At 68.5% G+C, this 16,787-nt stretch carries 17 protein-coding genes; 3 read left to right on the plus strand and 14 right to left on the minus strand.

Going from position 1 to position 16,787, the window contains the following annotated elements; genetic code table 11:
- Positions 1-19: 19 nt before the first annotated feature.
- The 9 genes from NVV32_RS10100 to clpS form a co-directional block, all read right to left on the minus strand.
- Complete coding sequence (locus NVV32_RS10100; RefSeq protein ID WP_055773185.1) at positions 20-1,012, minus strand: exonuclease domain-containing protein; 993 nt, start codon at positions 1,010-1,012, stop codon at positions 20-22.
- Between the two features lie 258 nt (positions 1,013-1,270).
- Positions 1,271-1,960, minus strand: coding sequence for a GNAT family N-acetyltransferase (locus NVV32_RS10105; RefSeq protein WP_055772913.1), 690 nt, complete (start codon positions 1,958-1,960; stop codon positions 1,271-1,273).
- On the minus strand, positions 1,957-2,643 hold the full coding sequence (locus NVV32_RS10110) for a DedA family protein (RefSeq protein ID WP_235499023.1): 687 nt from the start codon (positions 2,641-2,643) through the stop codon (positions 1,957-1,959). Before NVV32_RS10110 ends, NVV32_RS10105 begins: the two co-directional genes overlap by 4 nt.
- A 136-nt stretch (positions 2,644-2,779) precedes the next feature.
- Positions 2,780-3,409, minus strand: a complete 630-nt coding sequence (rdgB, locus tag NVV32_RS10115) for an RdgB/HAM1 family non-canonical purine NTP pyrophosphatase (RefSeq protein WP_055772915.1) — start codon at positions 3,407-3,409, stop codon at positions 2,780-2,782.
- Positions 3,402-4,193: a ribonuclease PH gene (gene rph, locus NVV32_RS10120; protein WP_055772918.1), complete on the minus strand. Its 792-nt coding sequence runs from the start codon at positions 4,191-4,193 to the stop codon at positions 3,402-3,404. Before rph ends, rdgB begins: the two co-directional genes overlap by 8 nt.
- A gap of 131 nt (positions 4,194-4,324) precedes the next feature.
- The gene (locus NVV32_RS10125; protein WP_422390057.1) at positions 4,325-5,122 is read right to left on the minus strand and encodes an MBL fold metallo-hydrolase; all 798 of its coding nucleotides are present in this window, start codon (positions 5,120-5,122) and stop codon (positions 4,325-4,327) included.
- Complete coding sequence (gene murI, locus NVV32_RS10130) at positions 5,119-6,030, minus strand: glutamate racemase (RefSeq protein WP_422390058.1); 912 nt, start codon at positions 6,028-6,030, stop codon at positions 5,119-5,121. Before murI ends, NVV32_RS10125 begins: the two co-directional genes overlap by 4 nt.
- A gap of 84 nt (positions 6,031-6,114) precedes the next feature.
- Positions 6,115-6,690, minus strand: a complete 576-nt coding sequence (locus NVV32_RS10135; protein WP_055772927.1) for a DUF2017 domain-containing protein — start codon at positions 6,688-6,690, stop codon at positions 6,115-6,117.
- A gap of 9 nt (positions 6,691-6,699) precedes the next feature.
- A complete protein-coding gene (gene clpS / locus NVV32_RS10140) occupies positions 6,700-7,008 on the minus strand; it encodes an ATP-dependent Clp protease adapter ClpS (RefSeq protein ID WP_055772930.1) in 309 nt (102 codons plus the stop codon).
- Between the two features lie 180 nt (positions 7,009-7,188).
- Between clpS and NVV32_RS10145 the strand changes: the two genes are divergently transcribed.
- Together NVV32_RS10145 and NVV32_RS10150 are read left to right on the plus strand one after the other, a co-directional pair.
- Positions 7,189-8,457 carry a nicotinate phosphoribosyltransferase gene (locus tag NVV32_RS10145; protein WP_235499032.1) on the plus strand — a complete coding sequence of 423 codons (1,269 nt, stop codon included), beginning with the start codon at positions 7,189-7,191 and terminating at the stop codon, positions 8,455-8,457.
- The gene (locus tag NVV32_RS10150) at positions 8,454-9,074 is read left to right on the plus strand and encodes an isochorismatase family protein (protein ID WP_055772933.1); all 621 of its coding nucleotides are present in this window, start codon (positions 8,454-8,456) and stop codon (positions 9,072-9,074) included. The genes NVV32_RS10145 and NVV32_RS10150 overlap by 4 nt, the downstream gene beginning before the upstream one ends.
- 155 nt (positions 9,075-9,229) lie before the next feature.
- Here NVV32_RS10150 and NVV32_RS10155 read toward each other — a convergent pair whose 3' ends face one another.
- The 3 genes from NVV32_RS10155 to NVV32_RS10165 form a co-directional block, all read right to left on the minus strand.
- Positions 9,230-11,008 carry a DEAD/DEAH box helicase gene (locus NVV32_RS10155; RefSeq protein WP_422390059.1) on the minus strand — a complete coding sequence of 593 codons (1,779 nt, stop codon included), beginning with the start codon at positions 11,006-11,008 and terminating at the stop codon, positions 9,230-9,232.
- Positions 11,005-12,474 carry an MFS transporter gene (locus NVV32_RS10160; RefSeq protein ID WP_422390060.1) on the minus strand — a complete coding sequence of 490 codons (1,470 nt, stop codon included), beginning with the start codon at positions 12,472-12,474 and terminating at the stop codon, positions 11,005-11,007. Before NVV32_RS10160 ends, NVV32_RS10155 begins: the two co-directional genes overlap by 4 nt.
- 385 nt (positions 12,475-12,859) lie before the next feature.
- Positions 12,860-13,162 (minus strand): DUF3039 domain-containing protein, encoded by a 303-nt coding sequence (locus NVV32_RS10165; protein ID WP_055772942.1) that lies wholly within the window; start codon positions 13,160-13,162, stop codon positions 12,860-12,862.
- Between the two features lie 566 nt (positions 13,163-13,728).
- On the opposite strand from NVV32_RS10165, the gene NVV32_RS10170 reads away from it, so the two are divergent.
- A complete protein-coding gene (locus NVV32_RS10170) occupies positions 13,729-14,925 on the plus strand; it encodes a DUF222 domain-containing protein (protein ID WP_422390061.1) in 1,197 nt (398 codons plus the stop codon).
- Between the two features lie 15 nt (positions 14,926-14,940).
- Here the strand turns inward: NVV32_RS10170 and NVV32_RS10175 are convergent, their stop codons facing one another.
- Together NVV32_RS10175 and NVV32_RS10180 are read right to left on the minus strand one after the other, a co-directional pair.
- Positions 14,941-15,855 carry a hypothetical protein gene (locus NVV32_RS10175; RefSeq protein ID WP_422390062.1) on the minus strand — a complete coding sequence of 305 codons (915 nt, stop codon included), beginning with the start codon at positions 15,853-15,855 and terminating at the stop codon, positions 14,941-14,943.
- A 77-nt stretch (positions 15,856-15,932) separates the two neighbouring features.
- Positions 15,933-16,619 (minus strand): DUF6318 family protein, encoded by a 687-nt coding sequence (locus NVV32_RS10180; protein WP_422390063.1) that lies wholly within the window; start codon positions 16,617-16,619, stop codon positions 15,933-15,935.
- Positions 16,620-16,787 lie beyond the last annotated feature (168 nt).

Consider the following 16,787-nt stretch of genomic DNA (forward strand, 5'->3'; position numbering starts at 1 on the left):
CGCGGTAGGACGCTGCCGGCTACTGGCTCTCCACCGGCCAGCGACCGCCCGTCATCTGGAGGAATTCCGCCTCGGAGAGCACCTCGATCGCTTGCCCCCGCTCGTGCAGTTCGAGGACCCGCCGCGCCTTGCCCGTGACCCGGCCGTTCCTCAGGTCCGACGCGACGAACCCGTCACCGACCACGAGGACCGTGGTGCGCCGGGTGACCGCACTCGCGGGCTGCGCACCGAGCCGCGCTGCCCGTTCCTTCGCCTGCGGCCGGGAGATGCCGAGGCTGCCCGTGAAGACGACCGTCTGTCCGTACAGCGGATGACGTGGATCGGCCTGGGCATTGGCGTGCGGGTTCTCGCCCTCCTCGGGCCACCCCGACCATCCGGTGGCCGAGGTACTGCGCCCGAGGGCGGTGCGGGTCGCCTTGGACAGTTCGTCGACACCCGGCGCGTACGGTTCGGCGCGCGACAGGGCGAGGCTGTGGGATCCGAGGACGTCCTCGACCGTGTGGGCGTCGTACCGCCGGGCGATGTCGATCATGATCCCGGCGCAGGCCCGAGCGTCCTCCACGGCGTCGTGATGGTTCACGAGGGGCACGCCCGCCGCTTCGGCGACGAAGGGAAGGGAGTAGGACGGGAGCGAGTAGCTCTTCCGGGAGAGCACCACCGTGCACGCGTAGTCCCAGGCGGGACCTGCGAGCGCGGAGACCTCGAGCGCGGACCGGATCACGCCGAGGTCGAACGCCGCATTGTGCGCGACGATCACGTCCGAACCGATGAAGCCACCGATCTCGGGGAACAGGTCGCCGAAGCGCGGGGCGTCCGCGACCATGCCGGACGTGATCCCGTGGATCGCGATGTTGCGGGAGTCGAAGTGGTCGTGGCCCTGCGGCGGGCGCATGAGCCAGGAGGCTTCCTCGACGATCCGGCCGTCGCGGACCTTCGTCAGTCCGACGGCGCACGGGGAACCGCGGAAGCCATTCGCCGTCTCGAAGTCGATGGCCGTGAACGCGATTCCCACGTCCTCCACTGTACTGCCGCCCACCCCCAGGACCGTTCATCCGCCATTCACCGGGGGCTCTGCGCGTCCCTCCCGGAGTGACCGCCGCAGGGGACGCCCGCCGACATCCCGGCGGCGGTCGCCCTCGGCATCGACCCGCTGCGCTGCGAGCCGTCCTTAGAGCTCGAGGTCCGATCTCCGATCGGCTGCCGGGCGCGGAACGAGACGGGACGCCACGGGCCGGAACCGACAGCACGACGTCGTACCTGCCACCTCGGGTCAGCGCGGTGGTTCCGGGCAGAGCAGGGCGAGGGCGGCGGCTGCACCCTGCACCTCCGCGGTCCAGACCGGACGCACGAAGTCCTCCCGCGCGAGCAGCAGCCTCTGCAGACACTGGGCCTGACCCGCGCGGCCTTCCACCAGGGCGGTGCCATTGTCCCGGTAGCCGAGGCGGCGGGACACGCCGAGGGAGGCGGCGTTCCAGTCGGCGGCCTCCGACGTGGCCGTCGTCGCTCCCAGGTGATCGAACGCGAACTGCAGCATGCCGGCACGCATCTCCGTGCCGAGACCCTCGCCCTGGGCGGTGCGGGTCAGCCACGATCCCGACTCCACCTGACCGAGGAGCGGGAAGGACCGGGCGGCCAGGTCCTGCACACCGATGACGCGCCCCTCGCGCAGCACTGCGAAGTTGATGGTCCAGCTCGCCACGGACACGCCGGCGCGCAGCCGCCACTGGTGCCTGGCCGTCTCCGGGATGAGCACATCGCGTGGGGCGTCGGTCCAGGGGACACCGAACGGCATCTCGCCGGGGTCGTGGATCCCCGCGAGCACGGCATCGACCAGTTCCGGCAGGTGCTCGTCGCGCACCGGGGTGAGGACGAGGCGCGGAGTCCGGATGACCAGTCCGAACAGCGGCCAGACCGCGACGAGCGGGTCGACTGCCCGCTCCGTGCCACCGGCGACCGTCACACGCGCTTCGCCCGGTGCTTGCGCACCTTGGAGACGACGAACCAGATCGCGAACAGCACGACGGCGACGATCACGATCTTCTGGAACGTGTTCGCGTACTGCTCGACGATGTGCCAGTTCTCGCCCAGGTAGAAGCCGGCGAGGACGAAGATCGAGTTCCAGATGAGGCTGCCGGCGGTCGTGAGCAGCAGGAACATGGGGACCGGCATCCGTTCGATACCGGCCGGTATGGAGACGAGGCTCCGGAACAGCGGGATCATCCGCCCGAAGAACACCGCCCGGTAGCCGTGCCGGTTGAACCAGTCCTCCACCTTGTCGACGTCCTCGATGTCGATCAGCGGCACCTTGGACACGAGGCGCCGCATGCGGTCCCGGCCGAGCCAGGCGCCGAGGGCGTAGAGCGCGAAGGCGCCGACGACGGAACCGAGGGTGGTCCACAGGATGGCCTCGAACAGGGAGAAGTTGCCCCTGCTGGCGGTGAACCCCGCGAGCGGCAGGATCACCTCGCTGGGCAGCGGCGGGAAGAGGTTCTCCAGCGCGATGGCCAGTCCCGCGCCGGGGGCTCCGATGGTCTCCATCAGGTTGACCGCCCAGTCGGTGACCGCGCCGAGTGCCGAGCCGTCCGACGATGGCGTGGTCGCTGCTGCGACGTGGACCGCCTGGGCTGCCTGGATGATGCTCACGGTGGTGTCCGTCCCTCTCGAGGTCCGCCCTGCGGGACGGCCGGTGCTGGTCGGCGTCGGTGACGCCGTTCTTCGTCGGTCAGTACTGCTGGTTGCTCGGGTGTCGCTGCGTGCTGTTCGGGGGTGCCGGTGCGGCTCAGGACAGCGCGACGACAAGATGCGGCAGGAGGGCCCGGAAGGCGATGCCGCGGTGGCTGATGGCGTTCTTCTCGTCACGTGTCAGTTCCGCGCAGCTGCGATCGAGGCCGGTCGGGACGAGGATCGGATCGTATCCGAACCCACCCTCGCCGCGGGGGGCCGCCAGCAGCGAGCCGCGCAGTTCGCCGCGCTCGGTGTGCCCGCCCGGGACCCGCGGACGTGCCAGGGCTGCAGCGCAGACGAAGGCCGCTCCCCTGCTATGCTCCGGGATGTCGGCGAGCTGCGCCAGGAGCAGGTGCAGGTTGGCGGGGTCGTCCCCGTGACGGCCTGCCCAGCGCGCCGAGAAGATGCCCGGAGCGCCCCCGAGGACATCGACGGCCAGGCCGGAGTCGTCCGCGACGGCGATCAGACCGGTTGCGGCGGCTGTCTGCTCGGCTTTCAGCAGGGCGTTCTCCTCGAACGTCACGCCGCTCTCGACCACGTCCGGTGCACCGGCGGCAGCGGCATCGACGACCTGCGTGTCGACGTCGAGTCCGGGGACCTGGCCCCGCAGCAGATCCCTCAGTTCCCGGAGCTTGCCCGAGTTGCGTGTCGCGAGGACGAGCCGGGGCTCGGGTGCATCAGCCACCGTGGGTGTCCCGCAGCGTGTCGATCTGGATCTGTGCGAGCTGGGCCGTGCCGAGCAGGGCCAGGTCGAGGAGGGCGTCGAGTTCGGCGCGGTCGAAGGGTGCACCCTCGGCCGTGCCCTGCACCTCGACGAACGTCCCGGAACCCGTGACGACGACGTTCATGTCCGTCTCCGCGCGCACGTCCTCGACGTACGGCAGATCGAGCATCGGGACGCCGTCGATGATGCCCACGCTGATGGCGGCGACGGTGTCGGTCAGCGGGGACGCCGACGCCGGGATGAGCTTCTTGTCTTTCGCGTAGCGGATCGCGTCGGCGAGGGCCACGTAGGCCCCGGTGATCGCTGCGGTGCGGGTGCCCCCGTCCGCCTGGAGCACGTCGCAGTCGAGCACGATCGTGTTCTCCCCGAGCGCCTTCGTGTCGATGATGGAGCGCAGCGAGCGTCCGATCAGGCGCGAGATCTCATGCGTGCGGCCACCGATCTTGCCCTTGACGGATTCGCGGTCGGACCGCGTGTTCGTGGCGCGCGGCAGCATCGCGTACTCCGCCGTGACCCAGCCCTTGCCCTCCCCTTTGAGCCAGCGCGGCACGCCGCTGGTCAGCGATGCGGTGCAGAGCACCCGCGTGTTGCCGAATTCGATGAGTGCGGAGCCCTCGGCCTGCTTCGACCACCCGCGCGTGATGCTGATGTTGCGCAGCTGGTCGGGAGTCCGGCCGTCCGCCCGCACCACGGGTGCTGCGGCGGGAGCGGAGGCGGAGGCGGGCGTGGCGTTCGCGGAGGTCATGATTTCCAGTCTAGACGGGCGGTCATGGGAGGGAACCCGGAGCACGGTGGGAGCTGCGGTGATCCGGACGCCCCTCTCCCCCGATCCGCAGGCAGGAGCGCCCGGGCGGTGACCGGGCCGGACGGGACTCCTCAGACCGTGTAGGACACGCCCGCGACGGCGACGGCGAGATGGCCGTCGTAACTCTCACGCGCCTCGCTCACCGCGAGGTTGGCGTCGTTCCAGACCGGCAGGTGGGTGAGCAGCAGGCGCTTCGCCGAGGCCCGGGTGGCGACGTCGCCCGCCCGCTTGCCCGTGAGGTGGACACCCGTGATGGCGTCGTCCCGCCCCTCGTGGAAGGCGGCCTCGCACAGGAAGATGTCCGCGTCACGCGCGGCGTCGACGAGGCCCTCGCAGGCGTCGGTGTCCCCCGAGTAGGTGAGGACGTGCGCCCGCGGGCTGCCGCCGGCGTCGGTCTCCGCGACCTCGACCCGCAGCGCATAGGCCTCGTCGATGGGGTGCAGCACCTGGAACGGTGTCACGGTGAACGGACCCACCGTGACGGGCGCCCGGTCGGTCCAGGAACGGAAGTCGAAATCCTCGTGCATCCCCGGATCGGGGTCGAGCCCGTAGGCGCTGGCCATGCGGTCGGCCGTCGCCGCCGGACCCCAGACGGGGATGCGCGGCATGCCCCAGCCCGAGGGATCCCAGTGCACGGCGACATGCAGTCCGCAGAGGTCCATGCAGTGGTCGGGGTGCAGGTGGGAGAGGAACACCCCGTCGATCTCGCGGAGGTCCATGTACCGCTGGAGGGCGCCGAGGGAGCCGTTGCCGAGGTCCAGCAGGATGCGCCACGTACGGCCCTGCCACTCGGCGCTCAGCAGATAGCAGGAGGCCGGCGACTGCGGGCCGGGGAACGAACCACTGCACCCGACGATGGTGAGCTTCATGCGCGCGGGAAGCCGGCGGCGGCGATCATCTCGGGGGTGATGCGCGCCAGGCTGCCGGTCGGGTACTGGGCTGCGACATGGTCCACGTGCTGCACCGACAGCACCTCGGGACCGAGGAACCGCCGGGCCAGGACCTCGAAGCTCGCGGCATCACCCGTCGCGATAAACCGGTGGACGGCGGTCTCCGTGCTGTCGCGTTCCAGCCCGTGGGACACGAGCGCCCGGTAGACGTCCTTCGCCGTCTCCTCGGCGCTGGAGACGAGCGTGACGTCGTCGCCCATGACGTAGGAGATGACGCCCGTCAGGAGGGGATAGTGGGTGCAGCCGAGCACGAGGGTGTCGATCCCGGCATCCTTCAGCGGCGCGAGGTACTCCTCGGCCGTGCGCAGCAGCGCGGGCCCACCGGTGATGCCCGCCTCGACGAACTCGACGAACGAGGGGCAGGCCACGGAGGTGACCTCAAGGTGTGGAGCGGCGGCGAAGGTGTCGTCGTAGGCGCGGGAGCCGACGGTGGCCGACGTGCCGATCACGCCGATCCGGCCCGATCTCGTCGACGCGACCGCGCGCCGGACGGCGGGCTGGATGACCTCGATGACGGGGATGCCGTACCGCTCGGTGTAGCGCTCCCGGGCGTCGCGCAGCACGGCCGCGGATGCCGAGTTGCAGGCGATGACCAGCAGCTTGACCCCGGAGTCCACGAGCTCGTCCATGACGCCGAGTGCGTGGGCGCGGACGCGCGCGATGGGCAGCGGACCGTACGGACCGCTCGCCGTGTCACCGACGTACATGATGGATTCGTGGGGAAGCTGGTCGATGACCGCTCTCGCGACGGTAAGTCCGCCGACGCCGGAGTCGAAGATGCCGATGGGCGCTTCGCTGCGGTCGGTGTTCGCTCGATCTGGACTCATGATCCTCCGAGAGTATGGCGTCCTGCCCGTGAACACCACGCGCCGATCCGTGGGGTTTGTCACAGGCAGACCATCGCCCCGGGCTCAGCGATCGAGCCGCGCGGCCTTCAGCATGGCCTGGACGAGGGACTCCTGCAGCCAGGTGACGAAGTTGTACACGAGCGCCAGGTAGGACTCGACGTCGTCCACGTCCTTGGAGTCGGCGATGTCGTGGAGGCGCTCGGCGTCCTCCTCCGACTCGATGGACAGCCGGTCCGCGAGGACCAGTCGCACGTCGTTCAGTGCCTGCGCCAGCAGCCTCGCCTGTTCGTCGTTCAGGGTCATGGGGCTGGACTCGATGAGCAGCGCGCTCCCCCTGAGGGCTCCGATCTTCTGCTCGCGCAGTGAGCGTTCCGTCAGGCGGCGGAAGGCGAGGGCCTCGTCGTCGTCGCCCCGGACGGCGTCGGGCAGGAGGCGGCGGACCGCGGAGTCGTCGGGAGCCGTCGCCTCGGCGTCGGCTCCCGACATGCCGACCAGGGCGGCCAGCGGATCCTCACTCGGCGCCGTGTCGGGCTCGAGCATGGTCACGACGTCGTCGAGCAGGGCACCGAGGAGGCGAGCCTCCCCGGGCTCCAGCGCACCGGTGATTCCACGGCGCGTCGATTTGAAGGCTTTAGCCATGGGGTGGGACTACTCGCTTCCGGCTTTTTCGAAGGTGGCCCAGAGACCATAGGAGTGGAGGGCCACGGTGTCCTGCTCCACCTTCTCCCGGGTGCCGGAGACGACGGCGGAGCGTCCCTCCTCGTGCACCTCGAGCATGAGGGTGCGGGCCTTGGCCTCCGAATAGCCGAAGTAGGACTGGAACACGTAGCTCACGTAGCTCATCAGGTTCACGGGATCATTCCAGACCACCACGACCCAGGGCTGGCCCAGATCGGTCTTCTCGTCCGTCCGAACCTTTTCCTCGGTATCGGTACCGGTGGCAAAGCCTACTGTCATAGGGTTCATTCTAGGTCGCGGCACCGACGCCCCGTGGCCGGGTACTCCCACAGCGGACGCCCGGCTATCGTTCTGAGGGTGACTGACGCCCTGAGCACCGATCCGCCCGCCGCCCCGCCGGCACACGCCCTGGTGAATGCGCCGAACAGCGCCCTGTTCACCGACCAGTACGAACTCACCATGCTGCAGGCCTCCCTCCATTCCGGAGCCGCACACCGCCGGTCCGTCTTCGAGGCCTTCGCACGCCGCCTCCCGGCCGGTCGCCGCTACGGCGTGGTCGCCGGAACCGGGCGGCTCCTGGAGGCGCTGTCCACCTTCCGGTTCGACGACGCCCAGCTGGCCTTCCTCTCGGATCGCGGGATCGTCGACGACACCACGCTCGCGTGGCTGGCGGACTTCCGCTTCACGGGCTCCATCTCGGGCTACGCGGAGGGAGAGGCCTTCTTCCCCAACTCCCCCATCCTCACGGTGGAGTCGACGTTCGCCGAGGCCTGCATCCTCGAGACGCTCATCCTGTCCATCCTCAACCACGACAGCGCGATCGCCTCGGCCGCCTCCCGCATGACGGGTGCGTCCGCCGGGCGTCCGTGTATCGAGATGGGCTCGCGCCGCACGCACGAGGAGTCCGCGGTCGCGGCGGCCCGGGCAGCCATCATCGGCGGATTCGCCAGCACGTCCAACCTGGAGGCCGGGCGGCGCTACGGCCTCCCGACGGTCGGCACCGCCGCCCACTCCTTCACGCTGCTGCATGATTCGGAGCGCGCGGCGTTCGAGGCGCAGGTCGCGTCGCTCGGCAGGAGCACCTCCCTGCTGGTGGACACGTACGACGTCGAGCAGGGTGTGCGCACCGCGGTCGAGGTGGCCGGACCGGAGCTCGGAGCCGTCCGGCTCGACTCCGGTGACCTCGTGGCCCAGGCACGCTGGGTCCGCCAGTTGCTCGACGACCTCGGTAACCACTCGACCCGGATCGTCGTCACCTCGGATCTCGACGAGTTCGCCATCGGCCTCCTCGCCTCCGCACCCGTGGACTCCTACGGTGTCGGGACGTCGCTCGTCACGGGCTCCGGCGCTCCGACCGCGGGCATGGTCTACAAGCTGGTCAGCCGCCAGGACGACGACGGCACGTTCGTCCCGGTGGCGAAGGCCGCGAAGAACAAGGTCTCCGTGGGCGGCATCAAGCACGCGCTCCGCCGTCTCGACGAGCACGGCACCGCGCAGGTCGAGGTGGTCGGCATCGGCCTGACGCCGGCCGACGACGGCAACGACCGCCCGCTCATCCAGGAGTTCGTCAGGGACGGCGTCGTCCTCCCGGGCTGGACCGGCCCGGAGGCGGTCACGCGCGCAGCCGAGCGCCACGCGCACTCCATCGCGGAGCTGCCCGGAGCCGTGCTGCGCCTGCAGCGCGGCGAACCCGTCATCCCCACCGAGTACGAGGAGGCATCAGCATGACACGCGCACTGATCATCGTGGACGTGCAGAACGACTTCTGCGAGGGCGGCACGCTCGCCGTGCAGGGCGGCGCCCAGGTCGCGGCCGACATCAGCGACCACATCGACGAGCAGGCGGGCTCCTACGACTACATCGTGGCGACGCAGGACTGGCACATCGATCCGGGCGCGCACTTCTCGGAGGCCCCCGACTTCGTCGGCTCCTGGCCGATCCACTGCGTCGCGGACACCAAGGGCTCCGACTTCCATCACGACCTCGACACCGAGAGCATCGACGCCGTGTTCCGCAAGGGCCAGTTCGAGGCGGCCTATTCGGGCTTCGAGGGCGTCAAGGCCCCCGACGACGAAGTGCCCACGGGCGAGCAGAAGCTGGGCGGGGCCGCCGAGAGCGACGACGACCCGATGACGCTGGACGACTGGCTGCGCGACCACGAGGTCGACGAGGTCGCCGTCGCGGGACTCGCGACCGACTACTGCGTGCGGGCGACGGCTCTCGACGCGCTCCAGGCCGGTTACGCCGTCACCCTGCTGACCGGGCTCACGAAGGGCGTGCACGCCGAGCGGACCGACGGCGTCCTCGACGAACTGGAATCAGCCGGTGTCGAGCTGGCGCGCTGACAACTGAGAACGCAGGAAGGCCGGGCTGCTGCAGCCCGGCCTTCCGTCGTCTCGCGGGCCTTCCTGGGCGGCCGGTCTTCCCTCGGTGACAGCGCTGTGTGTGCGAGCCACCTTCGACCGGCCTCCCTCAGGCGGCGGGCCGTCTCCTGCCCGCCCTACTTCTTGCCGATGAACCAGTCCTGCAGTTTCTGCAGGCGCCGCTGCAGCTGGTCCTCATTGGCCTGGGCGACGGCGGGGCCGCCGCATTGCCGCCGCAGCTCCGTGTGGACCTGGCCGTGGGGCATACCCGTGCGAGCGGCCCAGGCCGAGACGTTCTTCGCCAGCTGACCCCGCAGTTCGGTGAGCTGGCGGTGATCGACGACGAGCGGTTCCGCTGCCGCCGCAGCAGGCCCCCTGGCTTTCCGGCGCGACTGCTGCTCGTGCTGGCGCTGGCGCAGCAACTGCCCCACCTGGTCGGCGTCGAGGAGCCCCGGGATGCCCAGGAAGTCCTGTTCGTCCTCGCTTCCCATCTCACCGCCCGTGCCGAACTCGCCACCGTCGAACAGGACGCGGTCGAAGGAGGCCTGCGACTCCAACGCCTCGAACTTCTGCTTCATCAGCGAGTCGGAGGCCTTGTCCTCGCGGTTCGCCGCCTCCATGAGGCCGTCCTCGAGGCCGAAGCCCTCGTCGTCCTTCTCCGGACGGTCCAGCGCGTGGTCACGCTCCAGCTCGAGCTGGTTGGCGAGGGCCATCAGGTTGGGCACCGACGGAAGGAAGATCGACGCGGTCTCGCCCCTCCGCCGGGCACGGACGTAGCGCCCCACCGCCTGGGCGAAGAACAGCGGCGTCGCGGTGGAGGTGGCATAGACGCCGACCGCGAGCCGGGGGACGTCCACGCCCTCGGACACCATGCGGACGGCGACCATCCACCGCTTGTCGCCCTCGGAGAACTCCTCGATCTTCGACGACGCCTTCGCGTCGTCGGACAGGATGACCGTCGGGGACTCGCCGGTGATGCGCTTGAGCTGTCCCGCGTACGCGCGGGCGTCGTCGTGGTCCGTCGCGATGACCAGCCCGCCGGCGTCGTGCACCGTGCGGCGCACCTCGGTGAGCCGCTTGTCCGCGGCGGCGAGGACGGCGGGGATCCACTCGCCGGCCGGGTTGAGTGCCGTCCGCCACGCCTGCGCCGTGATGTCCTTCGTGACCGCGGCCTCCCCCAGGGAGGCCGCCATCTCCTCGCCGGCGCTGGTGCGCCACCGCATCTGGCCCGAGTAGGCCATGAACATGACCGGGCGCACCACGTGGTCCCTGAGCGCCTGGCCGTACCCGTAGGTGTAGTCGGCCTTCGAGCGGCGGACGCCGTCGCGGTCCTCGACGTACTCAACGAACGGGATGGCTGCCGTGTCGGATCGGAAGGGCGTCCCGGTGAGGGCTAGCCGTCGCGCTGCGGGTTCGAAGGCCTCCCGGATGCCGTCGCCCCACGAGAGGGCGTTGCCGCCGTGGTGGATCTCGTCGAGGATGACGAGCGTGCGGGCGGCCTCGGTCTTGGCGCGGTGGAGCATCGGTTTGCTCGCTACCTGCGCATAGGTCACGGCGACGCCGATGAACGCCCCGCCGTGGCGGCCGTCGGCGTTCTTGAAGTTCGGGTCGATCGCGAGACCGACGCGTGCGGCGGCGTCCGCCCACTGGCGCTTGAGGTGGTCGGTCGGGGCGACGACGGTGATCCGGTTGACGATCCCCCGATCCACGAGTTCGGTGGCCACGCGGAGTGCGAAGGTCGTCTTGCCCGCGCCGGGAGTTGCCACGGCGAGGAAATCGCTCGGCGAGTCGGTGAAGTACTTCTCCAGCGCTTCGCTCTGCCACTGGCGCAGCTTGGGAGCCGTACCCCAGGCCGCACGTTCCGGGTAGGCGGGGGGCAGGGCTGCGCCAGCACCGAACAGGGTGTCATTACTCACGCCGGGACAGTACCTTCCATTGACTTGCTGGGGGTCGAGGTGGGGGCGGCATCCGATGCCCTGGCCCCTCTCAGACCCGAAACTATACCTGCTGCCGTGGACACCCACAGAGCCAGCCAGATCGCAACGAACGTGGGCACGTGTCCCGGATTCCCGTCGTCGTGCAGGAGGGCGAACAGTGCTCCGGCACCCGCCGTGCCGACCACTCCGCCGAGCTGGTCGGAGATCTGGAGGGCAGCGGAGTTCCGGCCCTGCTCGGTGGTCGGCGAGAGCTTCAGGACCAGGACGGACGTGCTGGAGAGCGTCATGCCCATCGCGAATCCGGAGAGACTCCAGACGACGGCGAGCACCCAGAGCGGTGCTTCGACCGCCGTTGCGAGCGCGAAGCCGCCGAGGCTCAGCGACAGGATCGAGGAGCCGGCGACGAGGAGCCAGCCGCGCTCGAACGTCACGCGGGCCTGCACGAAGGAGCCCGCACTCCACCCGAGCGCCCCGGCACTCAGCGTCAGGCCCGCGGTGCCGGCACTGATGTCCCGTGAGCTCACCAGCATCAGCGGGATGAAGGCCTCGGTACCGAAGAACGCCACGTTCACGAGCCCGCGCGTGGCGATGACACTCGGCAGGCCGCGCGCAAGGACGAGGGTACCCGGCGGCAGGAGCGCGGGGAGGACCAGGAGGACGACGACGATGCCCGCCAGGGCGAGCGACACCAGTCCGGCGACCAGTCCGGCGCCGGGAGCTTCCGTGTCGGCAAGACGGACCACGGCCCACTGGGCGGCGAAGACCCCACCGGCGAGCGCCAGGCCGCGGAGGGTGCGTGCCCTCGCCGAGCCGGCCTCGGGCGCTCCGATGGGTCCGAGCTGCCTGGTCTTCGGCCAGACGATGATCACGGCGGCGAGGACCACGGGAGCCACCCCGAGGAACACCCAGCGCCAGCCGAACTGCTCGGTCACGAAACCGGAGACCACGGGTCCGATCAGCGCCGGAAGGACCCAGGCCGCGGCCAGCCAGCCGAACACCACGGGTTGTGCCTGCTGCGGGAATGACCTGCCGATCACCACGTAGACGGCGACGATCATGAATCCGCCGCCGAGGCCGGAGATCGCGCGGCCCACCGTCACGAGCCAGAACACGGGGGCGGCTCCCGCTGCCAGGAGTCCGAGGATCATGAGGGCCATGCCCACGGCCAACGCCGGACGCGGTCCCCTGCGGTCACACCAGGAGCCCGCGACCACGGTGCCGAGCAGGGATGCCGTGAGGTACATCGAGAAGGCCAGGCCGTAGCTCGATTCCCCGGAGAGCTCGCGCGCGACCGACGGCATCGCGGTCACCACCGCCATCGCCTCGAAAGCGGCGCAGGTGATAATCGCGAGGATGCCGATGGTGAGCGGGCGCAGCTCGGGGGACATCGCTCCTGGCTGCGTGCTCTTGCCGTCACCCGGGGTCTTACCGTTGGCCTTGCTCATGGCACCTGTTCTGCTGGTTGTGGATATGTGCTGTCACCCGGCCCGGTAGAGGTCCTGCCCTGGTGCGGCCGGCCTCAGGCTCCGAGACGTAGCAGTCAGTCCGTGCGCGCTGTCGACGACGCGTTCCCGATGTCCTGGAACTCGTCGTCGACCGGTAGTTCTCACCCCATCGACCTGTGATGGGACCGTCGCCGGCCTGTTTCGGACCGACGTCGGCCTGTTCAGAACCGTCGTCTCGCCCTACCCTGACGGTCATCAACCAGGTGCTGACCCGTCACTGGCTGGGGTTCTGGACCTGAATCGAGTCCGGCTCAGACGTCGTCGCCGGGTGACTACCGGAGCACGATCCGCTGGACCAGCGGCTCTCGTCCTGCTCCCGCAGGCATTACTTCTTGGGCTTGTCGTCCCCACCGGGTCGGAGCCCGTTGTAAATCTCCTTGCACTCGGGGCAGACCGGGAACTTCTCGGGATCGCGACCGGGCGTCCACACCTTTCCGCACAGGGCGATCACGGGTTCGCCAGTGAAGGCGGATTCCATGATCTTCTCCTTGCGGACGTAGTGGGCGAACCGCTCGGCATCTCCGGGCTCGACTTCCTGCTGAAGTTCCTCGCGTTCGAGCGTGGCGGTCGAACCGCCCATACCCGCGTCGGAGGGATCATTTGCGAAGGGGTCGGGAGGCATCGTCATGGCTCCAGTCTATCGCTCGGGCTCCCAGCGGTCAGATGGAGCGAACCCGCGTCCGAGCGGTTCTCGGCGGCTCCGGGTAGCTCCGGGCGGCGCGCCTCTTCAAACGTCCGCTGTTCGATCTTTCTGGCGGTTTCGCATTGAGCAACCGCGCCCGAACGACATCGGTGTAGAAAGAGTGGGCCCCTGATTGAGCACGGTCCTCCTCGCAGGAATGTCGGTGGGAGAAGGGATAATAGAGCATGAACACGAATTCGGAGGACCTGAAGGAGCTCGAGCAGATCTCCGCTCTTCTCCTCGCCTTGAATTCCGAGAAAGCTCGTATCGACGCGGAGATTGCCTGCTCGGTCGAACGTATGCGAGCGCTGTTCGAACACCGCGCTCAACTTCAGTCCTTCGCAGCAACGTCATTCAGTCGCAGTCGAGCAGCGTCGAGAACCACAGTCGACGGCGTAACGTCTGCGCTCGGCTCAGCAGAACCGAAGACAGCGTTCAGGACAGGCGGTCCGAGCGGCCCCGTGGACGCCGGGTCTGCCAATCCTGGCGTGCGCATCGAACGACGGAGCAACTTGGCCGACACGACAACCGCCACCGAGATCGCGTGCCTGCTTCGCATCTCCGAACGCACGGCACATCGGCTCGTCCACCATGCGGCAGTCCTGACGAACCATCATCCCGAAACTCTCCGTGCGCTCCGCTCAGGCACGATCTCGTGGTCCCACACCACCGCCCTGCTGCACGAGTACGCCGGGCTGCCCCATGCCACAGCCCAGGAGATGGAGCGCTCCCTCCTCCCCGTTGCGGAGGCCACCACGGTCTCCCGCCTCGCGTATCGCGCCCGGCGCCTACGTACCCGCTTGCACCCGGAACACCTCGATGACCGCGCCCGCGCGGCTGCCCATCACCGCCGTGTCGACTTCGAGCCTGCGGACGACGCCATGGCCTGGCTCCACGCCTACCTCCCGGCCGCCGATGCCTCCGCCATCGACGCGCAGCTCACTCGTCTTTCCCGGCAGCAGCAGGCACCGCAGGAGTCGCGCACCCTCCTGAACCTGCGTGCAGACACCCTCACCCGTCTGCTCCTCGTCACGCACCATCACCACTCCGCGGCTGGCGCCTGCACACCCGGAGACGTGAGTGCCCGAGTTGGAGCAGGCACACCAGGGGCCGGTCATTCCAGTGCTCCGACCGGGACCGTCAGCAGGGATTCCTCCGGGATCATGTCGGATGCCGTGCTGGGATGTGCAGAGCATTGCGTCGACGCCGGACAGATTCAGGGGCAGTCCCATGTCCGCGCCCACATCAACGTGACCGTGCCGGTCCTGACACTTCTGGGTGCCGATGACACTCCGGCCGATCTCGAGGGCTACGGGCCCATCCCGGCGACTGTCGCCCGGCGGCTGGCCGCGCATGCCCCGTCGTTCACCCGTCTCCTGACGCACCCGGAATCTGGGGCTGTCCTGAGCGTCGGTCGTAGCAGCTATGCCGTTCCCGCTGACCTCAAGCTATGGCTGCGCGTGCGCGACCAGACCTGCAGACATCCGGGCTGCGCCACGCCTGCTTCCCGCTGCGAACTCGACCACACCACGCCTTGGTCCCAGGAAGGGCGCACGGACCACACGAATCTCGCCCATCTGTGCCGCAAACACCACCGCCTGAAGTCCGAGGGCATCTGGCGCTACTCGCAGGACGAGACAGGAACAGTGACGGCGCACTCGCCCGCCAACAACACGTACGTCGACGCGGTCGATCCTCTTCTCGCCTGAATCCGTCAGTCGATATCAGCGGATCGGGGCCTCGCAGCCGATCCCACTGGGGTTCTCGATGCAGTTCTCGCTCACACTGTTGCCCTGTGTGCGCCAGATGCTCATCAGGTGCGGCTCCGAGACCACGGCGGCTTCGCCCGCCACGGGCTGGAAAGGACCGCCGTCCACCGAGTAGTCCCCCGCGAACAATGTGGTCAGCGTGAGTTGGAAGTCGCCGGTCTCCGCATACTGGTGACTCGTCGGGGTCTGGGTATCGAAAGCATCGCCTTCAACCGGCCCACCGGGGACCGAGGTCGTCAGGCTTGTTCCGTCGCCGTAGGACCATTCGTACGAGACGGGCCGGGCTTTGAGCACGATGGTCGCCTCCTGGAAGTCGAAGATGAACTCCTGCTCGGTAGCCTCGGCATAGATGTTGGAATGGGCGTTCTTCAGTCCGAAGTTCAGGGGCTGCGAGATGATCGTCGCAGCGACGACAGGCTGCTTCTGGAACTCCTCGAGCGTGATGACGATCGGTGCCTCCTCGGCCGCGGGAGCCGCCGTTCCTTCGACCGGAGGCTCAGGAGGCGCGCCGGGATACATGCACGACGAGCGTCCGGTCGGCGTCTGGGACGCAGGCTGCACGTTGCTGTCGACCTCGATCCAATTCACGAGGACGCCGCCCTCCTGAGCGTCGCACACAGCGTCGATAGTCGGGCATCGACCGGGATCGAGATCGCTGCCAATTCCTGCTGTGCAAGCACGCTCATACGCATACGAGATGCCGTCGTCTTCAGCCAACGCCGCGGGCTGTATAGGGGTGGGCAGCTTCACCTCTTCCTCGTCCGAATTCGCCCCTGCCGCTGTCTCCGCTGGTCGGATAGTCTTGCTCGAATTCGAAGCTTTTACAAATTGATCTTCAAAATCGATACCAGTATCCGCGGCAAAGGACACGGGAGCTGTTATCAATCCAATGAAGCCTAACGCGGCAGTTGACGTTATCGTAACCAGGAGGCTCTCTCGGCGAACCATCACTCGGATCCTTCAGGTGGTCCGAAATCCAACATAAGCCATTGAGTGTCATCGAAGATCGCAAAAGTAATGTTCGTGGAAGGTGCTTTCGAAGAGTCGTTCCCCGTTTCTCCGCCCGATTCCGAGAAAGTCGTGGTCTCTGATTGAACGACCTCTACAAACGAGCTAACTGATCCCTGCGTATTGGCTCTAAAATCAGTTGAAAATGCAGTCACTTCAGATTGTGCTCCAACAACCCAACCACCCGGCTGATAAATCTTCTGTACTGCCGCCACAACGTTGGAGCAGGTGCCACATCCAGGATCAGTGACCGCCTCGAAGGGCGCCCAGTCGTTCGTCTCGTACCCGTAGGAGAACAGTTCGAACCAGTACTTCGTGAAGGCCTCGAGGCCCGCTGCCGTGTTTTCATCGGCAAGTGCCGGTTTGACTGGAACCGGCAGATTGGTCGCGGGGCCGGCGGACGAGGCAGGAGAAGGCCGAGGAGTCGCCGCGGCGGTCGGCGAGGCGGTGGGCATGTCACCGGTCGGGGTTGCCGAGGCGGAGGCCTGCGGCGCGGAAGGAGCCGCCGTGGGAGTCGGCTCGGTGTCGCCCTGACAACCGGACAGCAGCATGACCGCCACAGCACCGCCGGCCAGCGCCGCAGCGACACGCCCGAGTCCCTGGCCGTCCGTACGAACAAAGACCATGGGACTCCTCCATCGCACTCGCCCGGCACTCGAATGCCCAACAGCATAGCGTGGCGCTTTTCCACCCTTCCGTTATGCACAACCGGCGCCAGCCGGAGACCGGGGAGCCTCTGGAGCCGCGTGCCAACAGCAACGTCAGCAACAGCAACGTCGCCAAGATCGGCGACG

The sequence above is a fragment of the Arthrobacter sp. N1 genome (assembly GCF_048288285.1).
GTDB lineage: Bacteria > Actinomycetota > Actinomycetes > Actinomycetales > Micrococcaceae > Arthrobacter_D.

Coding starts and splice junctions, on each gene's coding strand:
- rph (WP_055772918.1), bottom strand. CDS start 4,193: ATGACCTCCGCGAACGCCACGCCCGCCTCCGCCTCCGCTCCCGCCGCA.
- NVV32_RS10125 (WP_422390057.1), bottom strand. CDS start 5,122: ATGAAGCTCACCATCGTCGGGTGCAGTGGTTCGTTCCCCGGCCCGCAG.
- murI (WP_422390058.1), bottom strand. CDS start 6,030: ATGAGTCCAGATCGAGCGAACACCGACCGCAGCGAAGCGCCCATCGGC.
- NVV32_RS10135 (WP_055772927.1), bottom strand. CDS start 6,690: ATGGCTAAAGCCTTCAAATCGACGCGCCGTGGAATCACCGGTGCGCTG.
- clpS (WP_055772930.1), bottom strand. CDS start 7,008: ATGACAGTAGGCTTTGCCACCGGTACCGATACCGAGGAAAAGGTTCGG.
- NVV32_RS10145 (WP_235499032.1), top strand. CDS start 7,189: ATGCTGCAGGCCTCCCTCCATTCCGGAGCCGCACACCGCCGGTCCGTC.
- NVV32_RS10150 (WP_055772933.1), top strand. CDS start 8,454: ATGACACGCGCACTGATCATCGTGGACGTGCAGAACGACTTCTGCGAG.
- NVV32_RS10160 (WP_422390060.1), bottom strand. CDS start 12,474: ATGAGCAAGGCCAACGGTAAGACCCCGGGTGACGGCAAGAGCACGCAG.
- NVV32_RS10165 (WP_055772942.1), bottom strand. CDS start 13,162: ATGACGATGCCTCCCGACCCCTTCGCAAATGATCCCTCCGACGCGGGT.
- NVV32_RS10180 (WP_422390063.1), bottom strand. CDS start 16,619: ATGGTCTTTGTTCGTACGGACGGCCAGGGACTCGGGCGTGTCGCTGCG.